General features: G+C 64.5%; 18 protein-coding genes and 1 tRNA gene. 12 read left to right on the top strand and 7 right to left on the bottom strand.

Annotated features, from left to right (window positions below; all coding sequences use genetic code 11):
• The first annotated feature begins 172 nt into the window (after positions 1 to 172).
• Together ACYQ12_RS16760 and ACYQ12_RS16765 are read left to right on the top strand one after the other, a co-directional pair.
• On the top strand, positions 173 to 856 hold the full coding sequence (locus ACYQ12_RS16760) for an SOS response-associated peptidase (RefSeq protein ID WP_459873960.1): 684 nt from the start codon (positions 173 to 175) through the stop codon (positions 854 to 856).
• 2 nt (positions 857 to 858) lie between these two features.
• Positions 859 to 3,687 (top strand): insulinase family protein, encoded by a 2,829-nt coding sequence (locus ACYQ12_RS16765; protein ID WP_459873962.1) that lies wholly within the window; start codon positions 859 to 861, stop codon positions 3,685 to 3,687.
• Between the two features lie 109 nt (positions 3,688 to 3,796).
• Here ACYQ12_RS16765 and sbcB read toward each other — a convergent pair whose 3' ends face one another.
• The 4 genes from sbcB to minC form a co-directional block, all read right to left on the bottom strand.
• Positions 3,797 to 5,260 carry an exodeoxyribonuclease I gene (gene sbcB, locus ACYQ12_RS16770; RefSeq protein WP_459873964.1) on the bottom strand — a complete coding sequence of 488 codons (1,464 nt, stop codon included), beginning with the start codon at positions 5,258 to 5,260 and terminating at the stop codon, positions 3,797 to 3,799.
• Positions 5,261 to 5,359: 99 nt separating this feature from the next.
• Positions 5,360 to 5,614 (bottom strand): cell division topological specificity factor MinE, encoded by a 255-nt coding sequence (gene minE, locus ACYQ12_RS16775; RefSeq protein ID WP_459873966.1) that lies wholly within the window; start codon positions 5,612 to 5,614, stop codon positions 5,360 to 5,362.
• The gene (minD, locus tag ACYQ12_RS16780; RefSeq protein WP_459873969.1) at positions 5,611 to 6,429 is read right to left on the bottom strand and encodes a septum site-determining protein MinD; all 819 of its coding nucleotides are present in this window, start codon (positions 6,427 to 6,429) and stop codon (positions 5,611 to 5,613) included. The genes minE and minD overlap by 4 nt, the downstream gene beginning before the upstream one ends.
• 39 nt (positions 6,430 to 6,468) lie before the next feature.
• Positions 6,469 to 7,191 (bottom strand): septum site-determining protein MinC, encoded by a 723-nt coding sequence (gene minC, locus ACYQ12_RS16785; RefSeq protein ID WP_459873971.1) that lies wholly within the window; start codon positions 7,189 to 7,191, stop codon positions 6,469 to 6,471.
• 251 nt (positions 7,192 to 7,442) lie between these two features.
• Here minC and ACYQ12_RS16790 point away from each other — a divergent pair, with 251 nt between their 5' ends.
• The 4 genes from ACYQ12_RS16790 to ACYQ12_RS16805 all read left to right on the top strand — a co-directional run bounded on the left by ACYQ12_RS16790 (position 7,443) and on the right by ACYQ12_RS16805 (position 13,767).
• Entirely contained in the window at positions 7,443 to 10,229 is a 2,787-nt protein-coding gene (locus tag ACYQ12_RS16790; RefSeq protein ID WP_459873973.1) for a DUF349 domain-containing protein, read from the top strand.
• A 67-nt stretch (positions 10,230 to 10,296) separates the two neighbouring features.
• Positions 10,297 to 10,373: transfer RNA gene (locus ACYQ12_RS16795), tRNA-Met, on the top strand.
• A 496-nt stretch (positions 10,374 to 10,869) separates the two neighbouring features.
• A protein-coding gene (locus ACYQ12_RS16800; RefSeq protein ID WP_459871939.1) for an IS3 family transposase occupies positions 10,870 to 12,230 on the top strand; the annotation gives its coding sequence in 2 pieces (ribosomal slippage) (positions 10,870 to 11,326 and positions 11,326 to 12,230; 1,362 coding nt in all).
• Between the two features lie 604 nt (positions 12,231 to 12,834).
• Positions 12,835 to 13,767, top strand: coding sequence for a tetratricopeptide repeat protein (locus ACYQ12_RS16805; RefSeq protein WP_459873975.1), 933 nt, complete (start codon positions 12,835 to 12,837; stop codon positions 13,765 to 13,767).
• A gap of 69 nt (positions 13,768 to 13,836) precedes the next feature.
• Here the strand turns inward: ACYQ12_RS16805 and ACYQ12_RS16810 are convergent, their stop codons facing one another.
• Positions 13,837 to 14,016 carry a hypothetical protein gene (locus ACYQ12_RS16810; RefSeq protein WP_459873977.1) on the bottom strand — a complete coding sequence of 60 codons (180 nt, stop codon included), beginning with the start codon at positions 14,014 to 14,016 and terminating at the stop codon, positions 13,837 to 13,839.
• A gap of 71 nt (positions 14,017 to 14,087) precedes the next feature.
• A complete protein-coding gene (locus ACYQ12_RS16815; RefSeq protein ID WP_459873979.1) occupies positions 14,088 to 15,242 on the bottom strand; it encodes a MalY/PatB family protein in 1,155 nt (384 codons plus the stop codon).
• 37 nt (positions 15,243 to 15,279) lie between these two features.
• Here ACYQ12_RS16815 and ACYQ12_RS16820 point away from each other — a divergent pair, with 37 nt between their 5' ends.
• The gene (locus ACYQ12_RS16820; RefSeq protein WP_459874546.1) at positions 15,280 to 15,705 is read left to right on the top strand and encodes a hypothetical protein; all 426 of its coding nucleotides are present in this window, start codon (positions 15,280 to 15,282) and stop codon (positions 15,703 to 15,705) included.
• Here ACYQ12_RS16820 and ACYQ12_RS16825 read toward each other — a convergent pair whose 3' ends face one another.
• Entirely contained in the window at positions 15,706 to 16,047 is a 342-nt protein-coding gene (locus ACYQ12_RS16825) for a hypothetical protein (protein WP_459873981.1), read from the bottom strand.
• Positions 16,048 to 16,180: 133 nt separating this feature from the next.
• Between ACYQ12_RS16825 and ACYQ12_RS16830 the strand changes: the two genes are divergently transcribed.
• From ACYQ12_RS16830 to ACYQ12_RS16850, 5 genes are read left to right on the top strand one after another with little or no spacing between them, the layout of a single operon-like run.
• Positions 16,181 to 17,050 carry a hypothetical protein gene (locus tag ACYQ12_RS16830; RefSeq protein WP_459873983.1) on the top strand — a complete coding sequence of 290 codons (870 nt, stop codon included), beginning with the start codon at positions 16,181 to 16,183 and terminating at the stop codon, positions 17,048 to 17,050.
• Positions 17,050 to 17,460 (top strand): acyl-CoA thioesterase, encoded by a 411-nt coding sequence (locus tag ACYQ12_RS16835; protein WP_459873985.1) that lies wholly within the window; start codon positions 17,050 to 17,052, stop codon positions 17,458 to 17,460. The genes ACYQ12_RS16830 and ACYQ12_RS16835 overlap by 1 nt, the downstream gene beginning before the upstream one ends.
• Positions 17,457 to 17,927 (top strand): Cys-tRNA(Pro) deacylase, encoded by a 471-nt coding sequence (gene ybaK / locus ACYQ12_RS16840; protein WP_459873987.1) that lies wholly within the window; start codon positions 17,457 to 17,459, stop codon positions 17,925 to 17,927. Before ACYQ12_RS16835 ends, ybaK begins: the two co-directional genes overlap by 4 nt.
• Before the next feature lie 58 nt (positions 17,928 to 17,985).
• Complete coding sequence (locus ACYQ12_RS16845; RefSeq protein WP_459873989.1) at positions 17,986 to 18,297, top strand: hypothetical protein; 312 nt, start codon at positions 17,986 to 17,988, stop codon at positions 18,295 to 18,297.
• Positions 18,281 to 18,802, top strand: coding sequence for a DUF501 domain-containing protein (locus ACYQ12_RS16850; protein ID WP_459873991.1), 522 nt, complete (start codon positions 18,281 to 18,283; stop codon positions 18,800 to 18,802). Before ACYQ12_RS16845 ends, ACYQ12_RS16850 begins: the two co-directional genes overlap by 17 nt.
• Positions 18,803 to 18,816: the final 14 nt, after the last annotated feature.

The following is an 18,816-nucleotide window of genomic DNA, read 5'->3' on the forward strand; positions in this document are numbered from 1 at the left end:
GTAATCGATGTCTGGCCGCCGAAGCCGGGCCGACTGGGCACTGGCGCGACCCATGAGCGAACAGTGTTTCCAACAGCATATCGAGACAGCGCGCAAACGCAAGTGGCAACATCCTCCTGGAAACGGCTTATGACCTTGGATAGGCTGTCATTGCTACCGTTCAGGAGTCTTCATGGCAGGCCGTCTGCATATTGTCTCGTGGGAGCCGTCACGCCTGATGCCCGGCCTGACGTCCGACCACTCCCCCATCATCAGCCCCAACCTGGCGCCGCGGCGTCCGCTGTCGATGATACGCCTCGAGCGTGGGTCGCCACGCCTCGTCAAGGCCTTCTGGGGATTGACACCGCCTTGGCTCAAGGTGCTCGATCATGCGCCCCACTGCGCACGCGCCGAATCCCTGCAGGAGCGCGCCATGTTCCGCGAGGCATTCGCGGCCCGGCGCTGCCTGATCCCGGTGAGTGGCGTTTACGTGTGGAAACCCCAGCCGCGCATGAAGCAACCCTTCCTGGTGACCCGAGCCGATCGCGGCCCGCTGCTGCTGGCCGGGCTGTGGTGCCGTTACCACACCACCCTGACCGCCTTTACGGATTCCGCCGCCCTGATCACCGTGGCGGCCAATCCGCTGATCGCGCCCTTGAGCGACCGTTTTCCGGCCGTGGTCGACCCCGCCCGAGCCTCTGCCTGGCTCGATCCGCAAACCTCTCCCGAGGTGGCGAGGACACAACTCGTTCCGGCCCCCTTGGAACTGTTGGGCTTATTTCCGGTATCAAGACAGGTGAACGACCCGTCTCACCAGGACTGGGCCTGCGGCCACCCCACCGGGCCGATGGCCGTCTGGCAACTGAATAAGGAGTAACCATGCTTCATCTGTCCTCGCGCCCGGCAGTGGGCGCCTGGCTTGTCGTCTGCATGCTGCTGGGGCTTGCGGGCTGCCAGCAGGTGGCGACATCCGACCCCGTGGCAGAGGTCGTCGACCCCATCCAGAGTCCCAACGACAATCGCGATTACCGCGCCCTGACGCTCGAGAACGGTCTGGAAGTGCTGCTGATCAGCGACCCCGAGGCCGACAAGGCGGCCGCGGCCATGAACGTGGCCGTGGGCAGCGACAACGATCCCGAGGACATTCCCGGCCTCGCTCACTTCCTCGAGCACATGCTGTTTCTGGGAACCGACCGCTATCCGCAGGCCGAGGGCTACCAGCGTTTCATCAGCCAGCACGGCGGCAATCACAACGCCTTCACGGCCGACCGGGATACCAATTACTTCTTCGACATCGAGCCTCAGGCGCTTCCCGAAGCTCTGGATCGTTTCAGTCGCTTCTTCATCGCTCCGCAGTTCAACCCCGACTACGTGGACCGTGAGCGCAACGCCGTCGACTCCGAATACCAGGCTCGTCGGCGCGACGACAGCCGGCGGATCAACGAAGCATTGGGTCAAGCTCTCAATCCCGAGCATCCCGCCACCCGCTTCTCGGTGGGTAGCCTGGAGACCCTGACCGACGGCAAGCAACCGCTGCGCCAGGCATTGATCGATTTCTATCGTCACCACTACGGCGCCAACGTCATGCACCTGGCCGTGCTGGGCCCGCAGCCCCTGGACACGCTGGAAAGGCTGGTGCGCGAGCGCTTCGCCAACGTGCCTGACCGAGACCTCTCTCGCCCCGAAATTCCCGAGGCTCTGGTCACCGACAGCGAACTGCCCGCCCGTCTGCAGGTCCAGGCGCTACAGCAGGAACGCCTGGTACGCTTTCTGTTTCCGGTTCCCGACCCCATCGATGACTACCGCAACAAGCCATCGGAATATATTGCCAATCTACTCGGTCACGAAGGCGAAGGCAGCCTGCTGGAAGCGCTGCGCGAAGCCGGCTGGGCGGATGGCCTGTCGGCGGGCACCGCCCAGACCGACGGCGACGATGCGCTGTTTGCCGTCTCCATCAGCCTGACGCCGGAGGGCGCGCACCACCTCGATCGCATCCAGGCCAGCCTGTTCGATCAGATCGCGCGGCTGCGCCAGCAGGGTGTCGAGCAGTGGCGCTATGCCGAACAGGCCCGTCTTGCCGAGCAGGAGTTCCGCTTTCAGCAGCGCGGCGAGCCCATCCATACCGTCAGTTCTCTGGCCATGAGTCTGGCCTACTATCCCCTCGAGGATGTGCAGTACGCCCCCTACCGGATGGACGCCTTCGACGCCGAACGCATCCATGCCTATCTCGACGAGATGACCCCGCAACAGTTGTTGCGTGTCTACAGTGGCCCCGATGTCGAAGGTCAGCAGACCACCGCCTACTTCGATGCACCCTATACCCTGACTCGGGTCGAGCAGTGGCCCGAGGCCGAGCCGTTGCCGGGCCTCGCCCTGCCGAGCCCCAACCCCTTCATTGCCGAGGATCTGACGCTCGAGGATGTCGATGCCGACACACCGGTCACGATCGTCGACTCTTCCAGCGTCGAGCTCTGGCACCTGCCGGACAGCGATTTCGGCACTCCGCGCGTGGAGTGGCGCTTCAGCCTGCAGAATCCGGGCGCGGCGGCCAGCGCCCGCGATGCGGCCCTGACGCGCCTGCTGGCCGGCTGGCTAAACGACAGTCTTAACGCCCGCTTCTACCCGGCGAGACTCGCGGGACAGGAATTCGGCGCCTATGCCCATGCCCGCGGCATGACACTGACATTCTCGGGCTGGAGGGATCGTCAGGATCGGCTGATGCATGACGTCGTCGACCAGTTGCTGCATGGCGACATCGACGACGCCAGCGTTGCCCGGGCCAAGCTCGGCCTGCAGAGAAAGTGGCGCAACGCCCCTCAGGACGCGCTCTATCAGCAGATGTATCGTACGCTCGGCGAGGCACTGATCCGCCCGCAATGGCCGAACCAGGCCCTTCTCGAAGCCATCGAGCCGCTCAACGCTGCCGATGTCCGCGCCTACCGCGAGCGCTTCCTGCGCCAGCTCCACGTACAGGCCATGGCGGTCGGCAACCTCGACGCCGAACTGGCGCGCCGAGAGGGCCTGAATGTCGCCAACGCCCTCGCCCCCGACCTGAGTGAGGCGGCGATTCCCGAACTCGTGCCATTGAAGGTGCCCGAGTCGCCCCCCGAGCTGCATCCGCAGACCGGACGCAACGAATATGCCGTGCTGCGCTACCTGCAGGGCCCCGACCGCTCGCTAGCGGCTCAGGCCCGCCTGGCCGTGATCGGCCAACTGATCGATGCGCCGTTCTACACGCAACTGCGCACCGAGGAGCAGCTCGGCTATGTCGTGCGTGCCGGCTATCAGCCGCTGCTTGACGCGCCAGGCCTGAACCTGCTGGTGCAATCGCCCGATACCTCCAGCGAGGTCATCCAGTCGCGGCTCGATGCCTTCCTCAAGGGTTTCGATCAGCGCATTGCCGCGCTCGACGAGGAGAGACTGGCTCCGTATCGCCAGGCGGTACACGACCGGTTGCTGGAGCGCGACCAGTCCCTGGGCGGGCTGACCGACCGGTTGTGGCAGACACTGGCCTATGACGATATCACCTTCGACCGCCGCGAACGCCTGGCGGAGCAGGTGGCTTCGCTGCAGGTCGAGGATATCCGCCAGGCCTGGCAGTACCTGCGCCAGGCACCGGCACTCAACATCACCGCCGCGCCCGGAGCGTCGCCCAGCGATATCCTGGCAGTGACGCAGAACTTCACGCCCCTGCCGGCTGCCCCCTGACGTCCTCCGATAGGCACCTGAAGAAAGGCACCTGAAGAAAGGCGCCTGAAGAAAGGCCCGGTACCGTAAGGTACCGGGCCTCTTTCATGGATGCCGCAGCGCCGCGCGCCTAGCCGAAGGCCTGAGCCGGCACAATCGATTCCACGTACATGACCAGCTCCTCGAGTACCTGTCGGGACCGATCATCGAGCGCCGCCTGATTGAACTGCTCGATCTCGCGGGCGAAGCCTTGCAGCGTCAGGCCGCCCAAGGCGGCATCATTCATGCGTGCCCAGCGATAGTTCTCCCACTGCCCCTGCTCCTCGCTGGACAGGGTGTCGGGATAACTGCGGGCGCGATAGCGGAACAGCATCTCCTCCAGGCGCGGATCCTGGAAAGCGAATGCGGTATCTCCCAGCGCCTCCGGCGGAGTGTCCCGCACACGCTGCATCTCCTGGCGGTCCGCCGGCGAAAAGAACCCACCGGAGTAGAGCATGAGGTCCGGATCCCGAGGCTCGTTCGCGACGCCGGGCGCCGCGAACACCGTCGCCACCTTGTGCGCGGCATCGGGATGCGTGGTCAACGCTCGCCAATGCGCCTCGCAGCGCTCGCGATCCAGCTGCAGGCGCTGCGCCACCTCGGCCGTCACCGCGCTGATGGGCATGAGCACCGGACTGCGGTTGATATGCACGACCTTGAGTGGAATGCGTGACTCGCCCTCGGCCAGCTCGTCGGCGCTGACGAACACCCGCTCGCGAATCGCTTCGGCGGAGAGTTCGAACAGCGGTGCCGGGTCCATGGACAGATCGTAGACGATCACGCCGTTGGGGTTGCTCGGGTGCTGGGCCAGGGGCACCACCAGAGCGCTGCATCCCCGGCTGGCGGGGTAACGGCGCGAGACGTGCAGCATGGGCTTGCGTGAGGCGATGTCGAGCAGTTTCGCGACTTCGCGCTTCTGGCGCAGGCGCAGCAGGTAATCGAACAGGCGTGCGTTGCGCGAGCGCAGCAGGCGCGCCAGGGCGATCGTCGCCCGCACGTCGGCCAGGGCATCGTGAGCCCCGGCATGGGCGATGCCGTTGGCTGCCGTGAGATGCTCCAGCTTGAAGCTTGGCGCACCATCCTCTCGCTGCGGCCACTCGATTCCTTCGGGACGCAGAGCGTGAAAGGCCCGCACCACGTCGATCAGATCCCAGCGGGAGTTGTCGTTCTGCCATTCGCGCGCGTAGGGGTCGAGAAAATTCCGATAGAAGAGATGCCGGCTGACCTCGTCGTCGAAGCGCAGGGTGTTGTAGCCCAGCGAGCAGGTCCCGGCGCGGCTCATCTCGGCATTGATACGCGCGGCAAACTCCGCCTCGGGAAGACCGCGTCGCCGCGCCGTCTGCGGCGTGATTCCGGTGATCAGACAGGCCTGGGGATGTGGCAGATAGTCGTCGGCGGGCTTGCAGTAGAGCGTCAGCGGCTCGCCGAGTTCGTTGAGATCGGCATCGGTACGGATAGCGGCGAACTGCGCGGGCCGATCCCGGCGGGGATCGGCGCCGAAAGTCTCATAGTCGTGCCAGAGGAAGGTGGGCTGTCGTGATGCAGGCTGCGCCATGCCGGTCTCCACACATGCCGGGAAAACGCCCAGCCTAGCATGGAACGGCTCTCGCCTCAGCTCTGCCGGCCGAAGTTCTCGCCGCGTGTCGTCAGCGCCTTATCCGCTGCGTGGCAGCGTGACGTTGAGCTCCAGGACCGAGCAATCCTCCTCGCTGTCGAGGGTGATGTTGATGGCGTCCTGGTCGACCTGGACATAGCGGCGGATCACCTCGAGCAGCTCCTTCTGTAGCATCGGCATGTAGTCGGGCTGCCCTCGCTGGCCACGCTGATGGGCCACGATGATCTGCAATCGCTCCTTGGCGACCGAGGCCGACTTCTTGCGTTCGCCCCTGAGGAATTCGAGAAGTTTCACCGACGACCTCCTCCGAACATTCGGCTTAGCAGGCCCTTCTTCTGGACCGCATGAAAGCGCAGCGGCACATCTTCGCCCAGCAGACGCGACACGGTATCGGCGTAGGCCTGGCCGGCATCGCTACTCTGATCGTGCGTCACCGGAATCCCCTGGTTGGACGCGCGCAGCACCGCCTCGGATTCGGGAATCAGGCCAATCAGATGGATCGCCAGAATCTCGCGCACGTCCTCCAGATTAAGCATGTCGCCGCTGTCTACGCGCTCCGGGTCATAGCGGGTGACCAGCAGATGTTCCTTGACCGGGTCGAGGTTCCGTTCGGCGCGGCGCGTCTTGGAAGCCAGCAGCCCGAGGATCCGGTCGGAGTCGCGTACCGAAGAGACTTCGGGGTTGGTCACCACGATCGCCTCGTCGGCGTAGTACATCGCCAGTTGCGCGCCGCGCTCGATACCCGCCGGCGAGTCGCAGATGATGAAGTCGAAGCTTTCGGCTAGCGACTCGAACACCTTCTCCACGCCTTCCGCCGTCAGGGCATCCTTGTCACGCGTCTGCGACGCCGGGAGGATATGCAGGTTCTCGACCCGCTTGTCACGGATCAGCGCCTGGTTCAGCCCCGCCTCGCCCTGAATGACATTGATCAGATCGTAGACCACGCGACGCTCGCACCCCATGATCAGATCCAGGTTGCGCAGCCCCACGTCAAAGTCGATCACCACGGTCTTGTTGCCGCGCAGCGCCAGCCCGGTGGCGATGGCTGCCGCACTGGTCGTCTTGCCGACCCCGCCCTTGCCGGAGGTCACTACAATGATCTTGGCCAAGATTAAGCTTCCTGTTGCATATGGGATGATCGATAACGTTTAGGTCAGCGTCGAAATGCTGAGCTGATCGTCGCTGAGTTGTACCTGCACGGCCCGGCCCAGAAGGTGCGGGTCGATGTCCTCGAGCCGCTTGTAATTGCCCGCCAGCGACAACAGCTCGGCATGCAGCTCATGGCAGAAGATGCCCACTTCGCGCTTGCCATGAATACCCGCCAGCGCTCTTCCACGTAACGGACCGTAAACATGCACGCTCCCTGCCGCCAGTACTTCGGCACCGGCATTGACGGCCCCGACTACGATCAGGTCACCGTCCGGAGCACTGACCTGCTGTCCCGAGCGTACCGTGCCCCGATGGATACGGTTGCCCGCTGCGCTGATGGCTGCGGCGGGCGGCTCGTCGCGAGTCTCCGCGGGCGTCTCGACGGCGCGTGGTCGGGCCTCCTGAGGCGGGAACCACCCCAGGCCCAGCGCCCAGGCCGACTGGCGGACCGGATCTCCGCCGCCGCGCACGGCAACCGGCAACAGCTTGTGGGCTCGGCACACGGCACAGATGCGTTCCAGCGCCAGGTGCGGCTCATCCAGACGTTCGACGCTGAGCACGACCGGGGTATGCTCGAAGAAGGCCGGCGACTGGCGCATCTTGCCTGCCAGCTGCGCCTGGATGCGCTCCGGGTCGGCGCTGGCAAGCTCCAGCACCGTCATGGGCAGCATCCCCCCCTTGAAAGTAAAGGCAGCGTTTGCCCTGTCCACGTTGAGGCTCATGGCCGAACTCCACGTCGATAATCAGAATAAAGCTAAGCGAGCGTCAGCATTGCTGCAACTGATGATATGCCCAGCATTCTCGCGTTGATAGGTGTCGCCGCTTGCCGACGGAGTTTCCCTTTCCCCGGTCAGCGGCTCATGCTTAGATAACATGTTCAGATAATATGCTGGCGGGCCACCAGCAGGCGCCTCTGCCGTGGTCATCATCGTCACGCCTTTAGCCACACTATGCATAGGATGCACGCCGGGTCATGTCAGGATTCTTTCGCCGCTTCTTCCCCCCCCGCTGGCAACATCGCGATCCCGAAGTTCGCTGCCAGGCCGTGGCCCGTCTCGATCCGCAGCAAGATGAGGACATGACGCGTCTGGAGCAGCTCGCCAGTGATCCCGATGCCCGGGTACGCCGCGCCGCCCTGGCCCGTATCGAGGACCCCGAACGCCTGCTGGCGCTGCTGCCATCACATGGCTCCCAGGAGTTGCGCGAACGTTTGCTGCAGCTGCTGTGCGGAGGCATTGAAACACCCTCGCTCGCGCTGCGCCAATCCCTGATTGCTCATCTCGACGATCAGGAACTGCTGAATACGGTCGCCCTGAAGGGAGACAACCTGCAGTTGCGCCTGGCGGCGCTGGAGCGGCTCGAGAGCGAAACGGACCTGATCCGCCAAGCCAGCGATAACGGTATCGCAGCCGTACGCCACGCGGCGGCCGAACGCATCACCAGCGAAACCGGCCTGGCGCAGCTGGCTCGCGAGGCGCGACGGGACAAGCAGGTAGCCCGGCTGGCCCGGGAGCGCCTGAACCGGATGCGCGCCGACGAGGCGGATGCCGAGGCGATGCGTGTCGAGCGCCAGCGCATTCTCGAAGCCATGGAGGCCCAGGCGCGGCAACCCTGGGAGCCGCTCTACGCCGCCCGCTACCGTCACCTGCTCCGCGCCTGGGAGACGCTGGCCGATGCGCCCAGCGCCGAACAGGAGCAGCGTTTCTACGCAGCCAGCCAGCGTTGCCACAAGATCATGAGCGATCACGAGACCGAGGGCCATGCCCTGGCGGAGCAGCAACGCCAGCGAGATGATGCCGCACAGGCGCGCCAGGCCCTGATCGAGACGCTGGAAGACACACTGGAAGGGCTGCGCCGGTCTCGGCAGCTTTCCGCTCAGGACGTCGACACCCTGCGGGCCCAGCGTCGCCTCCATAGCGAGCGCTGGCAGACGCTTTCCGATCGCCACCCGCCGGATGCCGAAATCGCCGAGCGTTACACCCGAGCGCTGCACGACATCGCCACCATCATCGATGCCTGGGACCGTGCAGATGCCCATGCCGAAGAGCTGCGCCAAGCGCTGGAAGGTCCGAGAGAGGAACTCGAAGCCAGCCTTGCCCGCCTGGCCTGGCCGGAAGAGTTGCCGCCGCCATCCGGTATTGCCCGGGCGCGGGAACGGCTGCAACAGCAGCAGTCACCGGCCGCGACGCCCGCTACCGATACACAAGCCCTGCGCGACGATCTCGAGCAGCTCGAGGCCCAGCTGGATCGCGGCGCCTTCAAGGACGCCAGTCGGCTCTACCGCTCCCTTCGTCAGCGGTTCGACCATCTCGACGCCGCGAGCCGTCAAGCTCACGAGGCGACTCTCAAGCGCCAGGGGGCGCGCTTGGCCGAGTTGCGCGACTGGCGCGGTTTCGTTGCCGGTCCCAAGCGCACCCAACTGATCGAGGCGATCGAGGCCTTGGCGGCAGACACCGGCACGCCCGAGGCAGAGCGTGACCGTCGCCACCGCCAGCTGGTCAAGGAGTGGAAGTCCCTGGGTGACGCCGCCACCACGGCCGAACTCGCCACCCAGTTCCGGGCTGCCTCGGATCGCATCCATGCCCAGCTCGCCCCGTGGCGCGAGGCACTCGACGCCAAGCGCCAGCAGCATCTCGAGGCCCGCGAGGCCCTGTGCGAGCAACTCGAGGCCCTGCTCTCCCAGCCCAACCCCGAAGCCGACCCTGACGCACTGCGCCAGATCCGCGACAGGGCCCGTGAACAGTGGCAGCGCCTGACTCCGGTCCCCCGGGACCAGGCCCGCGCTATCGGTCAGCGCTTCGGCAAGATCCGTCATGAGCTGCAACGGCTTATCGATCAGCGTGCCGGCGAGATCGCCGCGGCCAAGCGTGAGCTGATCGAGCAGGCCCGAGAGCTGCTCGCAAGCGACTCTCCCGCAGCGCGTCGTGCCGAACAGGCCAAGACGCTACAGAACCGTTGGCGCACCCTCGGACGCGCTCCCAAGGGTGAAGAACAGCTGTTGTGGCGCGAATTCCGCAGCCTATGCGACCACATCTTTGCCGCACGCGACGCCGAGCGTGAAGATCGCACTCAGCGGGCCCAGCAACGCCTCGACGCCATGCAGGCCCTGATTGAGCGACTCGATGCCTGGCAGCCGACCCGCAGCGATGAGCATGCCGTCCTAGACACGGCCATCGCTGAAGCCGAGGCGCTGGAGCCCCTACCGGGCCGACGCAGTATCGGGATGCGTCGCCGCTGGCAGGGCATCATACGCACCCGACGTGAACGCCTCGAACGGCTGGCCCTAGCCGAGCAGGCGCAACACTGGGGCTCATGGAGAGAGCTGATCGAGTCTCACGTCGACGCGGATACCCAGGCACTGGCCGGCCATTCCGCGGCCGACGTCGCGCTCGGGGCCAGCCTGCCCGACGATGCCCGCCGCGCCCACGCTCTGCGCAATGCGGCGCGGACTCAACGGGACCAAGAAACCGCGCTGGAGCGTCTCGCCCAGTTGCGCGTCTATCTTGCCCTGCTGGCCGGCGATCCCATCGAGCCGAGCGAGGAGCCGCTGCGCCTGCAGGTGCAAGTCTCGAGACTCAATGATGGTTGGGGGCAGCCGCAGCGTCAGGCCGAGGAGTTGCGCGGGGTCCTGCTCGAGATTCTTGCCACCGGCCCGATCGACCGGCCGAGCTGGGATGCGCAACTGCCGCGCATGGCCTCCCTGCTGCAATCGCTCGCTCTGCACGAGCCGGGACAGGCCTCTGCGGATGCGGGCAATTAAATGACAGGGAAGCATCGACACACTTGACTTAATCCCGAGAATGAGTAGAATACGCCCCACGATCTGATGCGGGGTGGAGCAGCCTGGTAGCTCGTCGGGCTCATAACCCGAAGGTCGTCGGTTCAAATCCGGCCCCCGCTACCAACACCAGAAGAACCGATACCGAAAGGTGTCGGTTTTTTTGTGCCTGTCGGGAAAGTCCCGGTCGTCGATTCCCTCTCGTTTCAACTTCAGCGGCCCCGCTACCTACCCCGGAAGAACCGATGCCGAAGAGTGGCGGTTTTTTGTGCCCGCAGGGAAGGCCCCGATCGTCGGTTCCCTCTCGTTTCAACTTCGGCGGCCCCGCTACCCACCCCGGAAGAAACCGATACCGAAAGGTGTCGGTTTTTTTTGTGCCCGCAGGGAAGGCCCCGGTCGTCGGTTCCCTCTCGTTTCAACTTCGGCGGCCCCCGCTACCAACACCAGAAGAGCCGATACCGAAAGATGTCGGTTTTTTTGTGTCCGCAGGGAAGGCCCCGGTCGTCGGTTCCCTCTCGTTTCAACTTCGGCGGCCCCGCTACCCACCCCGGAAGAAACCGATACCGAAAGGTGAACTGCACCCCGAAAGTTGGACAGCCAAGCCAACCTTCGGGGTGTTTTTATGAAGAAGCAGTACGACGAAAGGTTCAAGCTGCGGGTGGTGCAGCAGTGTTTACGTGAGGACACCAGCCTAAGGGAGTTGGCTCGCCAGCATGGCCTGGACGAGTCGAGCCTACGGCAATGGCGGGACAACTACCGGCAGCATGGCGCGCTGGGCCTGCGCAGGAAGTACCGTCACCGCAGTGCGGCATTCAAGCTGGCGGTACTTGAGAGGATGTGGCGGGATGGCTTGTCACGGCGCCAGGCTGCTGTCCTGTTCGATATCCGTGAGTGTGGTGCTATTGGCAGATGGGAACAGCAGTATCATAGTGGAGGATTGAGCGCGCTGGCGCCGAAGCGAAAGGGACGACGCCCGATGGCCAAGAAGCCTTCTTCATCGCCACCCCCGCCTGATCGCGAACGCTCCCACGAGGAGTTGCTCGAGGAACTGGCGTACCTGCGGGCGGAGAACGCCTACCTAAAAAAGCTCGATGCCTTGACCCGCGAGAAGCGGGCGGCGATGCGGGGCAAAAAGCCCAAGCCGTCCAAGGGTTAAGGAATGAGCATCCGCTGGTTCTGCTGCTACGTGCGGCAGAGCTGCCGCGCAGTACGTTTTACTTCCGGATCAAGGGGCAGGACGCTGTCGATCGGTACGCCTCCCTGAAGGCGCGTATCCAGGCAACCTATGAACGTCACCAAGGGCGCTATGGCTATCGTCGTATCACTGCTGTCCTCCGCCAGGCAGGCGAGACGATCAATCATAAGACTGTCCAGCGCTTGATGCAGCAACTGGGCTTGAAATCTCTGGTTCGGCCAAAGCGGTATCGCGCTTACCGAGGATCGGTAGGGCGTGTAGCTCCCAATGTACTCGACCGCCAGTTTCAGGCCCCCGGTCCCAACCAGAAGTGGGTCACTGATATCACGGAGTTCAACATCGACGGGCAGAAGCTGTATCTCTCCCCCATCATGGATCTCTACAACGGCGAAATCGTGGCCTATCAGACCGGTAGGCGTCCCGACCTCTCACTGGTGAAGCGCATGCTGCATCAGGCGTTTGGCCGCTTGAAGAACTCGGACCGGCCACTGCTGCACTCCGATCAGGGGTGGCATTACCAGCATCCCGCCTATCGTGCCCTGGTGGCAGGGCAGGCGCTGACGCAAAGCATGTCACGCAAGGGCAACTGCCTGGACAATGCCGCGATGGAGAGTTTCTTTGGCACCCTGAAAGCCGAGTACTTCCATCTGAGCCGGTTCGACACTGTCGAGCAGTTGCAGCAGGGCCTCGACCGGTACATCCATTATTACAACCACGAGCGAATCAAGATGAAACTAAAAGGCCTGAGCCCCGTGCAATACAGGACTCAGGCCTTGAGCGCCGACTGAATGAACCGTCCAACTATTGGGGGTCACTTCAAAGGTGTCGGTTTTTTTTGTGCCCGCAGGGAAGGCCCCGGTCGTCGGTTCCCTCTCGTTTCAACTTCGGCGGCCCCCGCTACCAACACCAGAAGAGCCGATACCGAAAGATGTCGGTTTTTTGTGTCCGCAGGGAAGGCCCCGGTCGTCGGTTCCCTCTCGTTTCAACTTCAGCGGCCCCCGCTACCCACACCGGAAGAACCGATACCGAAGGGGGGCGGTTTTTTTGTGCCTGTCGGGAAAGGCTCCGGTCGTCGGTTCCCTCTTGTTTCAACTTCGGCGGCCCCCGCTACCAACACCAGAAGAGCCGATACCGAAAGATGTCGGTTTTTTGTGTCCGCAGGGAAGGCCCCGGTCGTCGGTTCCCTCTCGTTTCAACTTCGGTGGCCCCGCTACCCACACCGGAAGAACCGATACCGAAGGGTGGCGGTTTCTTTGTGCCTGTCGGCAAGGCTCCTTGGTGACAGTCCCCGGGTGACGATAAAGCCTCGCTTTCTCGAGCGCAGGCTTGAATCTTGGCCTCGCCACCCGCATAACCCCAGCATTCGTTCATTTTCAGCCAAGGGTCACTACTATGCCGATCGTCGATCCCCGTACCGGCGCCCCACTCAGCACACCGGAGACCGCCGAGTCCCAGCCTACCCCGGGTCAGGATCCGGCGTCCTACATCGTCGAGGTCGACATGAGCAACTTCCAGCAGGTCGTGCTGGAGGGCTCCATGCAGGGACCGGTCCTGCTCGACAGTTGGGCGCCCTGGTGCGAGCCCTGCAAGAGTCTGACGCCGATACTCGAGAAACTGGCCCGCGAGTATCAGGGCGCTTTCGTTCTCGCCAAGCTCAATATCGAGGAAAACCAGGAGATCGCCGCCCAACTCGGCATCCGCTCGGTACCTGACGTCAAACTGATCGTCCAGGGGCAGCTCTACGACCAGTTCCAGGGCGCCCTGCCGGAGAAACAGATCCGCGAATGGCTGGCCCAGTACCTGCAGGCGCCGGCAGAGACCGGTCAGAGTCCCGAGGAACAGGCCGAAGCGGCACTCGCCGCCGGAGACGCCGCCGGCGCCCGGGCGATCTACCAGCAACTGGTGCAGGAAAACCCCGAGCACTACGACTACCAGATCGGCCTGGCGAGCGCCGTCCTGGCCGATGGCCAGCCCGAGGAGGCCCGCGCCCTGCTCGACAACCTTCCGCCCGAGCATCGTGACTCCGCCAAGGCCCGCGGCGTCAAGGCCCGCATCGAATTCGGCGAGGAGGCACCCAGCGACGAGGAACTGGCCGCCCTGGAAGGGCGCGATGACAGCGAGGCCCGGTTCAAGCGCGCGCTGCGCCACGTGGCCGACGGCCATTACGAAGCGGGGCTGGATGCGCTGCTGGCACTGATGAAGAGTGATCGCGCCTATGGCGAGGACGCCGCCCGGCTGACGCTGCTGCGGGTCTTCGATGCCCTGGGGGCCGAGCATCCCCTTACCGTCGCCTACCGCCGCAAGCTGTTCGCCCTGCTCTACTGAGCCACGAGCCGTCCCGTCGGCCGTCGCCCCTGTCAGCGGGACGGCGGCCCTACGCCGAATGCTGCCCGTCTAACGCCGCCGCCACCCGTGCAGGGCGCGATGCAATGCCTGACGCACTTCATCGGGCACCGGCCCGTCAGCGCCTGAGCGCGCTGCACAAGGTCGTGCCAGACGCAGGCAGCCGCCCTGCTGCTGCCATGCGTGCTGCTGGGCCAGTATCGTCAAGCGCTGCCAATCCCGTGTCACCATGACCGCCACCATGAATGAGAAACATTCTCCATAAATTAATGGAGCGGGTCGCTGGCGTCGATTGATTTACGTCATGATCGGCTCAGATAGGGATCGAGCCGCTCGAGCGCCTCATGCAAGACCCCACGAGGCGTACCGAAGTTCAACCGCACGAATCCCGGCCAACCGAAGTCGGCGCCATCCGACAGGGCCACTCGCGCCTCCTTCAGCAGCGCTTGCTGGGGCGAATCCCCGAGCCCGGTACGGCGCAGATCCAGCCAGGCCAGATAGGTGGATTGCGGCGGGGAGAAATGCACGCCGGGCCAACGCGCCACGAAGGTTTCCAGCAGAGTGAGATTGTCGCGCAAGGTGGCCAGCAATGCCTGGCGCCAGGGTTCGCCCTGGGTGTACGCCGCCTCGGCCGCCGCCAGCCCCAGGACGTTGACGTCAGGCAGCAGGCCCAGCCCCGCCTCCCGAAAGCGCCGGCGCAGTCCGGCATCGGCAATCACGGCGCAGGCGCAGGTCAGGCCGGCCACGTTGAAGGTTTTCGAGGCTGCCCAGAGCGTGATGGTGCGCTTGGCCAAGCGCGGATCCAACGAGGCCAGGGGCTGATGTCTCCGGCCGGAGTCGAGGACTAGATCGCAGTGCAGCTCATCGGAGACGATCAGCAGATCGTGACGCTCGGCGATGTCGGCCAGGCCGACCAGCTCCTCACGCGACCAGACGCGTCCGGTGGGGTTGTGTGGATGACACCACAGCAGCAGGCGGGTCTCGGGAGTGAGCGCCGCCTCGAGCGCTTCGAGATCGAGGCGCCAGGGGGCTCCCGCCGACTCGGGCTCGCCAAGCGGCACGGTCTGCTTGAGGCGCCCGGTACGCTCGGCGACCTTGAGAAAGGGCGGATAGATGGGCGTGACGCTCAGTACCCCCTCACCCGGCGCCGTCAACGCCAGGCTGGCCAGATGCAGGGCGGGCACGACACCCGGCAACCAGACCTGCCAGGCGGGTTCGATATTCCACTCATAATGGCTTGCACTCCAGGAACAGAGTGCTTCGCGCAACGTCGCGGGCGTATGGCCGTAGCCATAGACAGGATGGGCGGCGCGGGCCTGGACGGCCTCGACCACCGCCGGGGGCGAGGCGAAATCCATGTCCGCGACCCACAACGGCAGTACATCCTCATCATAGCGATGCCATTTCTGGGCAGGGTGCTGGCGACGATCGATTCGCGTGGCAAAATCAAAGCTCATGGTGCGCCTTATTCGGAAAACAGGAGAGTGCTTGAACATGCCTGAAAGCCCCTTTTATGCCAAGGCCATGCGTGGCTGCTCACGGCTGGTCGGTCATTGGCTGCTGATCGGCCAGGCTCGTCCCGACCAGCTCGCAGCGATCCTGGCCGACACGGCCCGTATCGCCAAGCTCGGCGAGCCTGACCGGACGCCTGACGGCGCCACCCTGACCGCGTGGAGCGGCGATACGCACCCGCCCTTGTGGGCAGCGCGAAGCGCCCTGTTCCTGCTGGTGCAGCTCCCATCATGTCCGGTGCCGCAAGGTGAGGAAGAAGCCTGCGCCTGGGCCTATTGCTGGCTTCGCAACCGCGATTTCGATTCGCTGGACGCAGCGCAGAATGCATTGCCGGAACACCTCAGGCAGCCGCTCGACGCCGCTCTCGTGGCGGCCTGGCAGGATCAGGGCGCGCGTCGTCTGATCTGATCAGCGTCGACGTGCGCGCTTCTTGGGCTTGAAGCCTGCGGGCTTGGGTGCCAGCCAGTCGACGAATGCCCGAATGTCGGGATGCTCGAGCAGGGCCTCGCGGCTGGCGTAATGATCCGCCAGCGTCCGCTCGTCGAGCACGGCGTGAAGATGACTATGACAGGGCCGACACACCCATAGAATGCGCTTGAGCATGGCATCGCGCGAGTAGCGCCTGCGATAACGCGGTTTGCGATGCATGGTTCTGGGAATCAGGTGATGCTGAGTCAGCGGCGTGGCTCGCCCGCATAGCGCGCAGCACTCGGGCCTTGAGGGTGACGGCATTTCGGGTGGCTCGGTCATGGCTCATCCTCCGATAGGCGGCCCGTATGCGACCAAGGAGGGGATTGTGGCGCCCTGGTTGCACGGCTAGGGTGGCTTTCATTAACCTTTCATGACATACCCGAGCTTTTCGGGTTCCCGACGAGATTCACGCATGGATGTTCCTCTCTCCTGGCAACTGGCCAAGCTCGCCGTCTCGGTGGGCGTTGTTCTAGGGTTGTCATTGATTGCCGAACGCGTCAGCACCCGGGTCGCCGGCCTGTTGTCCGGCTATCCGCTGGGCACGGCGATCGCCCTGTTCTTCATCGGCCTGGAGATTTCGCCCGACTTTGCCGCACAAGGCGCCATTCACACCCTGGCCGGCTTCACCTCGACCTTGATGCTAGGCGTCGGCTACTGGCTCTGCGGCCGCGCACCAGGCCTCAAGGGTGTGCTGCTGGGCACGCTGGGCGGCATGGCGGGATGGCTGGCGATGAGCGCCCTGCTGGCAACATTCGACTTCAACCGTATCAACGGCACGCTCACCACCCTGGCAGCCATTGCATTCTTCACTTGGCTGTATCGCCGGATTCCGGAAGTCCGCGCCCAGCCGCGGGGAGGATTCTCCTGGGGTGCCTTGGGCCTGCGCGCCACGCTCGCCGCCGGCATCATCTTCGCCATCACGGCGCTGGCGCATGTGCTGCCCCCCGCATGGGCGGGTCTGTTGGCAGCGTTCCCGGTGACCATGTACCCCTTCCTGGTGATACTGCACTTCAGCCATGGACCACGCCCCGTGGCGACGGTAATCAAGCATTATCCGGCCGGACTGGGCTCGCTGCTGGCCTATGCACTATGTGTGTCGCTCAGCTATCCGGTCATAGGACTGGCGTGGGGCACCCTGGCGGGATTTGCCGTCGCAACGCTGGTGCTGGTGGTCTACACCCGACTGCAGCCGTTGCTGCAGCGCCGAACTGGCGGTCAATCGCCGCTTGACCCGGTCCAGCCTTGCGGAGAGGCCAGCCAGCCGGCAAAGGAGATTTCGTGATGTTCACCCGCACCCTGGAGCCTGCGTTCTATGACACCGACGCCCTGGGCCACATCAACAACACCCGCCTGCCCGCCTGGTTCGAGCTGGCCCGCAACGATCTTTTCCGCCTGTTCGTGCCCGATCTCGATCTGCGCCGCTGGCCGCTGATCCTGGCCAAGCTCGAGGTCGAGTTTCTCGCCGAGCTCCATTATGGACAGGATGTGGAGATTCGCACCTGGCTCTCGCGCCTGGGCAACAGCTCCTTCGAGGTGACTCAGGAAGCCTGGCAGAGCGGACGCTGCGCGGCGCGTGGTCGTACCGTCATGGTGCATTACGATCATCAGGCAGGCGGCGCCCATCCTCTCTCTCCCGCTCTGCGCGAGGTGCTGTCGGAGCACCTCGAGACGAACATCGAGACAGGCGCATGACACCCGCCATTCGCCTGCTGGAGCAGAGCGCGACGCCACATGAAGTCCTGGAATATCATCACGATCCCGCGGCTCCCGCCTACGGCGAGGAGGCTGCACGCATGTTGGCGCTCGACCCGACCTGCGTGTACAAGACCCTGCTCGCCAAGCTCGACAGCGGCCAGTTGGTCGTCGCGCTGGTCCCGGTGACCGGCACGCTCGATCTCAAAGCGCTGGCTCGGGCCGCCGGTGCCAAGAAGGCGACCATGGCCGAGGCCGCGCTGGCCGAGAGGACGACAGGATACGTGGTGGGCGGCATCAGCCCGCTGGGACAGAAGAAGCGCCTGCCCACTTATCTCGACGCCAGTGCGGCCGGACTCGAGAAGCTGCATGTCAGTGGGGGCCGCCGCGGCCTGGAAGTCGGCTTGGCCCCCCAGGCTCTTGTCGCCCTCACCGATGCCAGGCTGGTGCCTCTGGCGAAGCGCTGAACTTGCCGAATATCGGCGCCGGCCTACACTTTCAGCCTATCCAGCCGGAGGGCTACCGATGATTCGCTATGATCTCTGGTTCGATCCGGACGATGCCGGCCGACATCGTGCAGTGGAAGCGGATCTGGAGCGTTACTTCCTTGAGCGCTTCGCCGATTACCCCCACTTCCGGTTGCCGGGAGCCGACCCCTACGATTATGATGCGCCGTTCAATCGCCTCTACACTGCGCTACTGGCCCGCGCCCGGGACTATTGCCAGCGGCAATGGCATTACGTGCCCACCCCGCTGCAGCTCAACCAGGCCTTTTACCGGGCCATCGCGCACTCGACGAAATTCATATTGGACCCTCCCCATGGTGATCCGCACTGACCAGGCCCCGACACCCCGCCAGTTGAGCATCATCACCGAGCAGCTCGGGCGCGCACCGCGCGGCATTCAGGCAGTGAGCGCGACCGACCGCGACGGTACACCGCTGGTGCTGCGCATGGAGTCGATCATCGACGACAAGCCCTTCCCCACGCTTTACTGGTTGTGTTCGGAGCGTCTCAAGATCGAGCTTTCGCATATCGAAGCTCGTGGCGTGATCAAGGAGCTCGAGGCGCGCCTGCAGCGCGAACCCGACTTCCTGGCCGCTTACCATCGTAGCCACGAGGATTACGTGGCCCAGCGCTGGCAGCACATGAGCCCGGCCCAGCGAGACCAGGCGGAGGCGCTGGGTTATGCCGAGCTGTTCCGTCAACGCGGTATCGGCGGTATCGGCAACTGGGATCAGGTACGCTGCCTGCACACCCAGTACGCTCACCATCTATGCGGCGACAATGTCATCGGCCAATGGCTGGATGCCGAACATGGCGTCCGTGATCACCTGGCTTGATCCCCTACCGCCCC

The sequence above is a fragment of the Halomonas shantousis genome, from assembly GCF_054654615.1.

Coding starts and splice junctions, on each gene's coding strand:
- ACYQ12_RS16820 (WP_459874546.1), top strand. CDS start 15,280: ATGCCTGAAAGCCCCTTTTATGCCAAGGCCATGCGTGGCTGCTCACGG.
- ACYQ12_RS16790 (WP_459873973.1), top strand. CDS start 7,443: ATGTCAGGATTCTTTCGCCGCTTCTTCCCCCCCCGCTGGCAACATCGC.
- ACYQ12_RS16760 (WP_459873960.1), top strand. CDS start 173: ATGGCAGGCCGTCTGCATATTGTCTCGTGGGAGCCGTCACGCCTGATG.
- ACYQ12_RS16845 (WP_459873989.1), top strand. CDS start 17,986: ATGATTCGCTATGATCTCTGGTTCGATCCGGACGATGCCGGCCGACAT.
- ACYQ12_RS16805 (WP_459873975.1), top strand. CDS start 12,835: ATGCCGATCGTCGATCCCCGTACCGGCGCCCCACTCAGCACACCGGAG.
- ACYQ12_RS16810 (WP_459873977.1), bottom strand. CDS start 14,016: ATGGTGACACGGGATTGGCAGCGCTTGACGATACTGGCCCAGCAGCAC.
- sbcB (WP_459873964.1), bottom strand. CDS start 5,260: ATGGCGCAGCCTGCATCACGACAGCCCACCTTCCTCTGGCACGACTAT.
- ACYQ12_RS16825 (WP_459873981.1), bottom strand. CDS start 16,047: ATGACCGAGCCACCCGAAATGCCGTCACCCTCAAGGCCCGAGTGCTGC.
- ACYQ12_RS16850 (WP_459873991.1), top strand. CDS start 18,281: ATGGTGATCCGCACTGACCAGGCCCCGACACCCCGCCAGTTGAGCATC.
- ACYQ12_RS16815 (WP_459873979.1), bottom strand. CDS start 15,242: ATGAGCTTTGATTTTGCCACGCGAATCGATCGTCGCCAGCACCCTGCC.
- minC (WP_459873971.1), bottom strand. CDS start 7,191: ATGAGCCTCAACGTGGACAGGGCAAACGCTGCCTTTACTTTCAAGGGG.
- ACYQ12_RS16835 (WP_459873985.1), top strand. CDS start 17,050: ATGTTCACCCGCACCCTGGAGCCTGCGTTCTATGACACCGACGCCCTG.
- ACYQ12_RS16765 (WP_459873962.1), top strand. CDS start 859: ATGCTTCATCTGTCCTCGCGCCCGGCAGTGGGCGCCTGGCTTGTCGTC.
- ybaK (WP_459873987.1), top strand. CDS start 17,457: ATGACACCCGCCATTCGCCTGCTGGAGCAGAGCGCGACGCCACATGAA.
- ACYQ12_RS16830 (WP_459873983.1), top strand. CDS start 16,181: ATGGATGTTCCTCTCTCCTGGCAACTGGCCAAGCTCGCCGTCTCGGTG.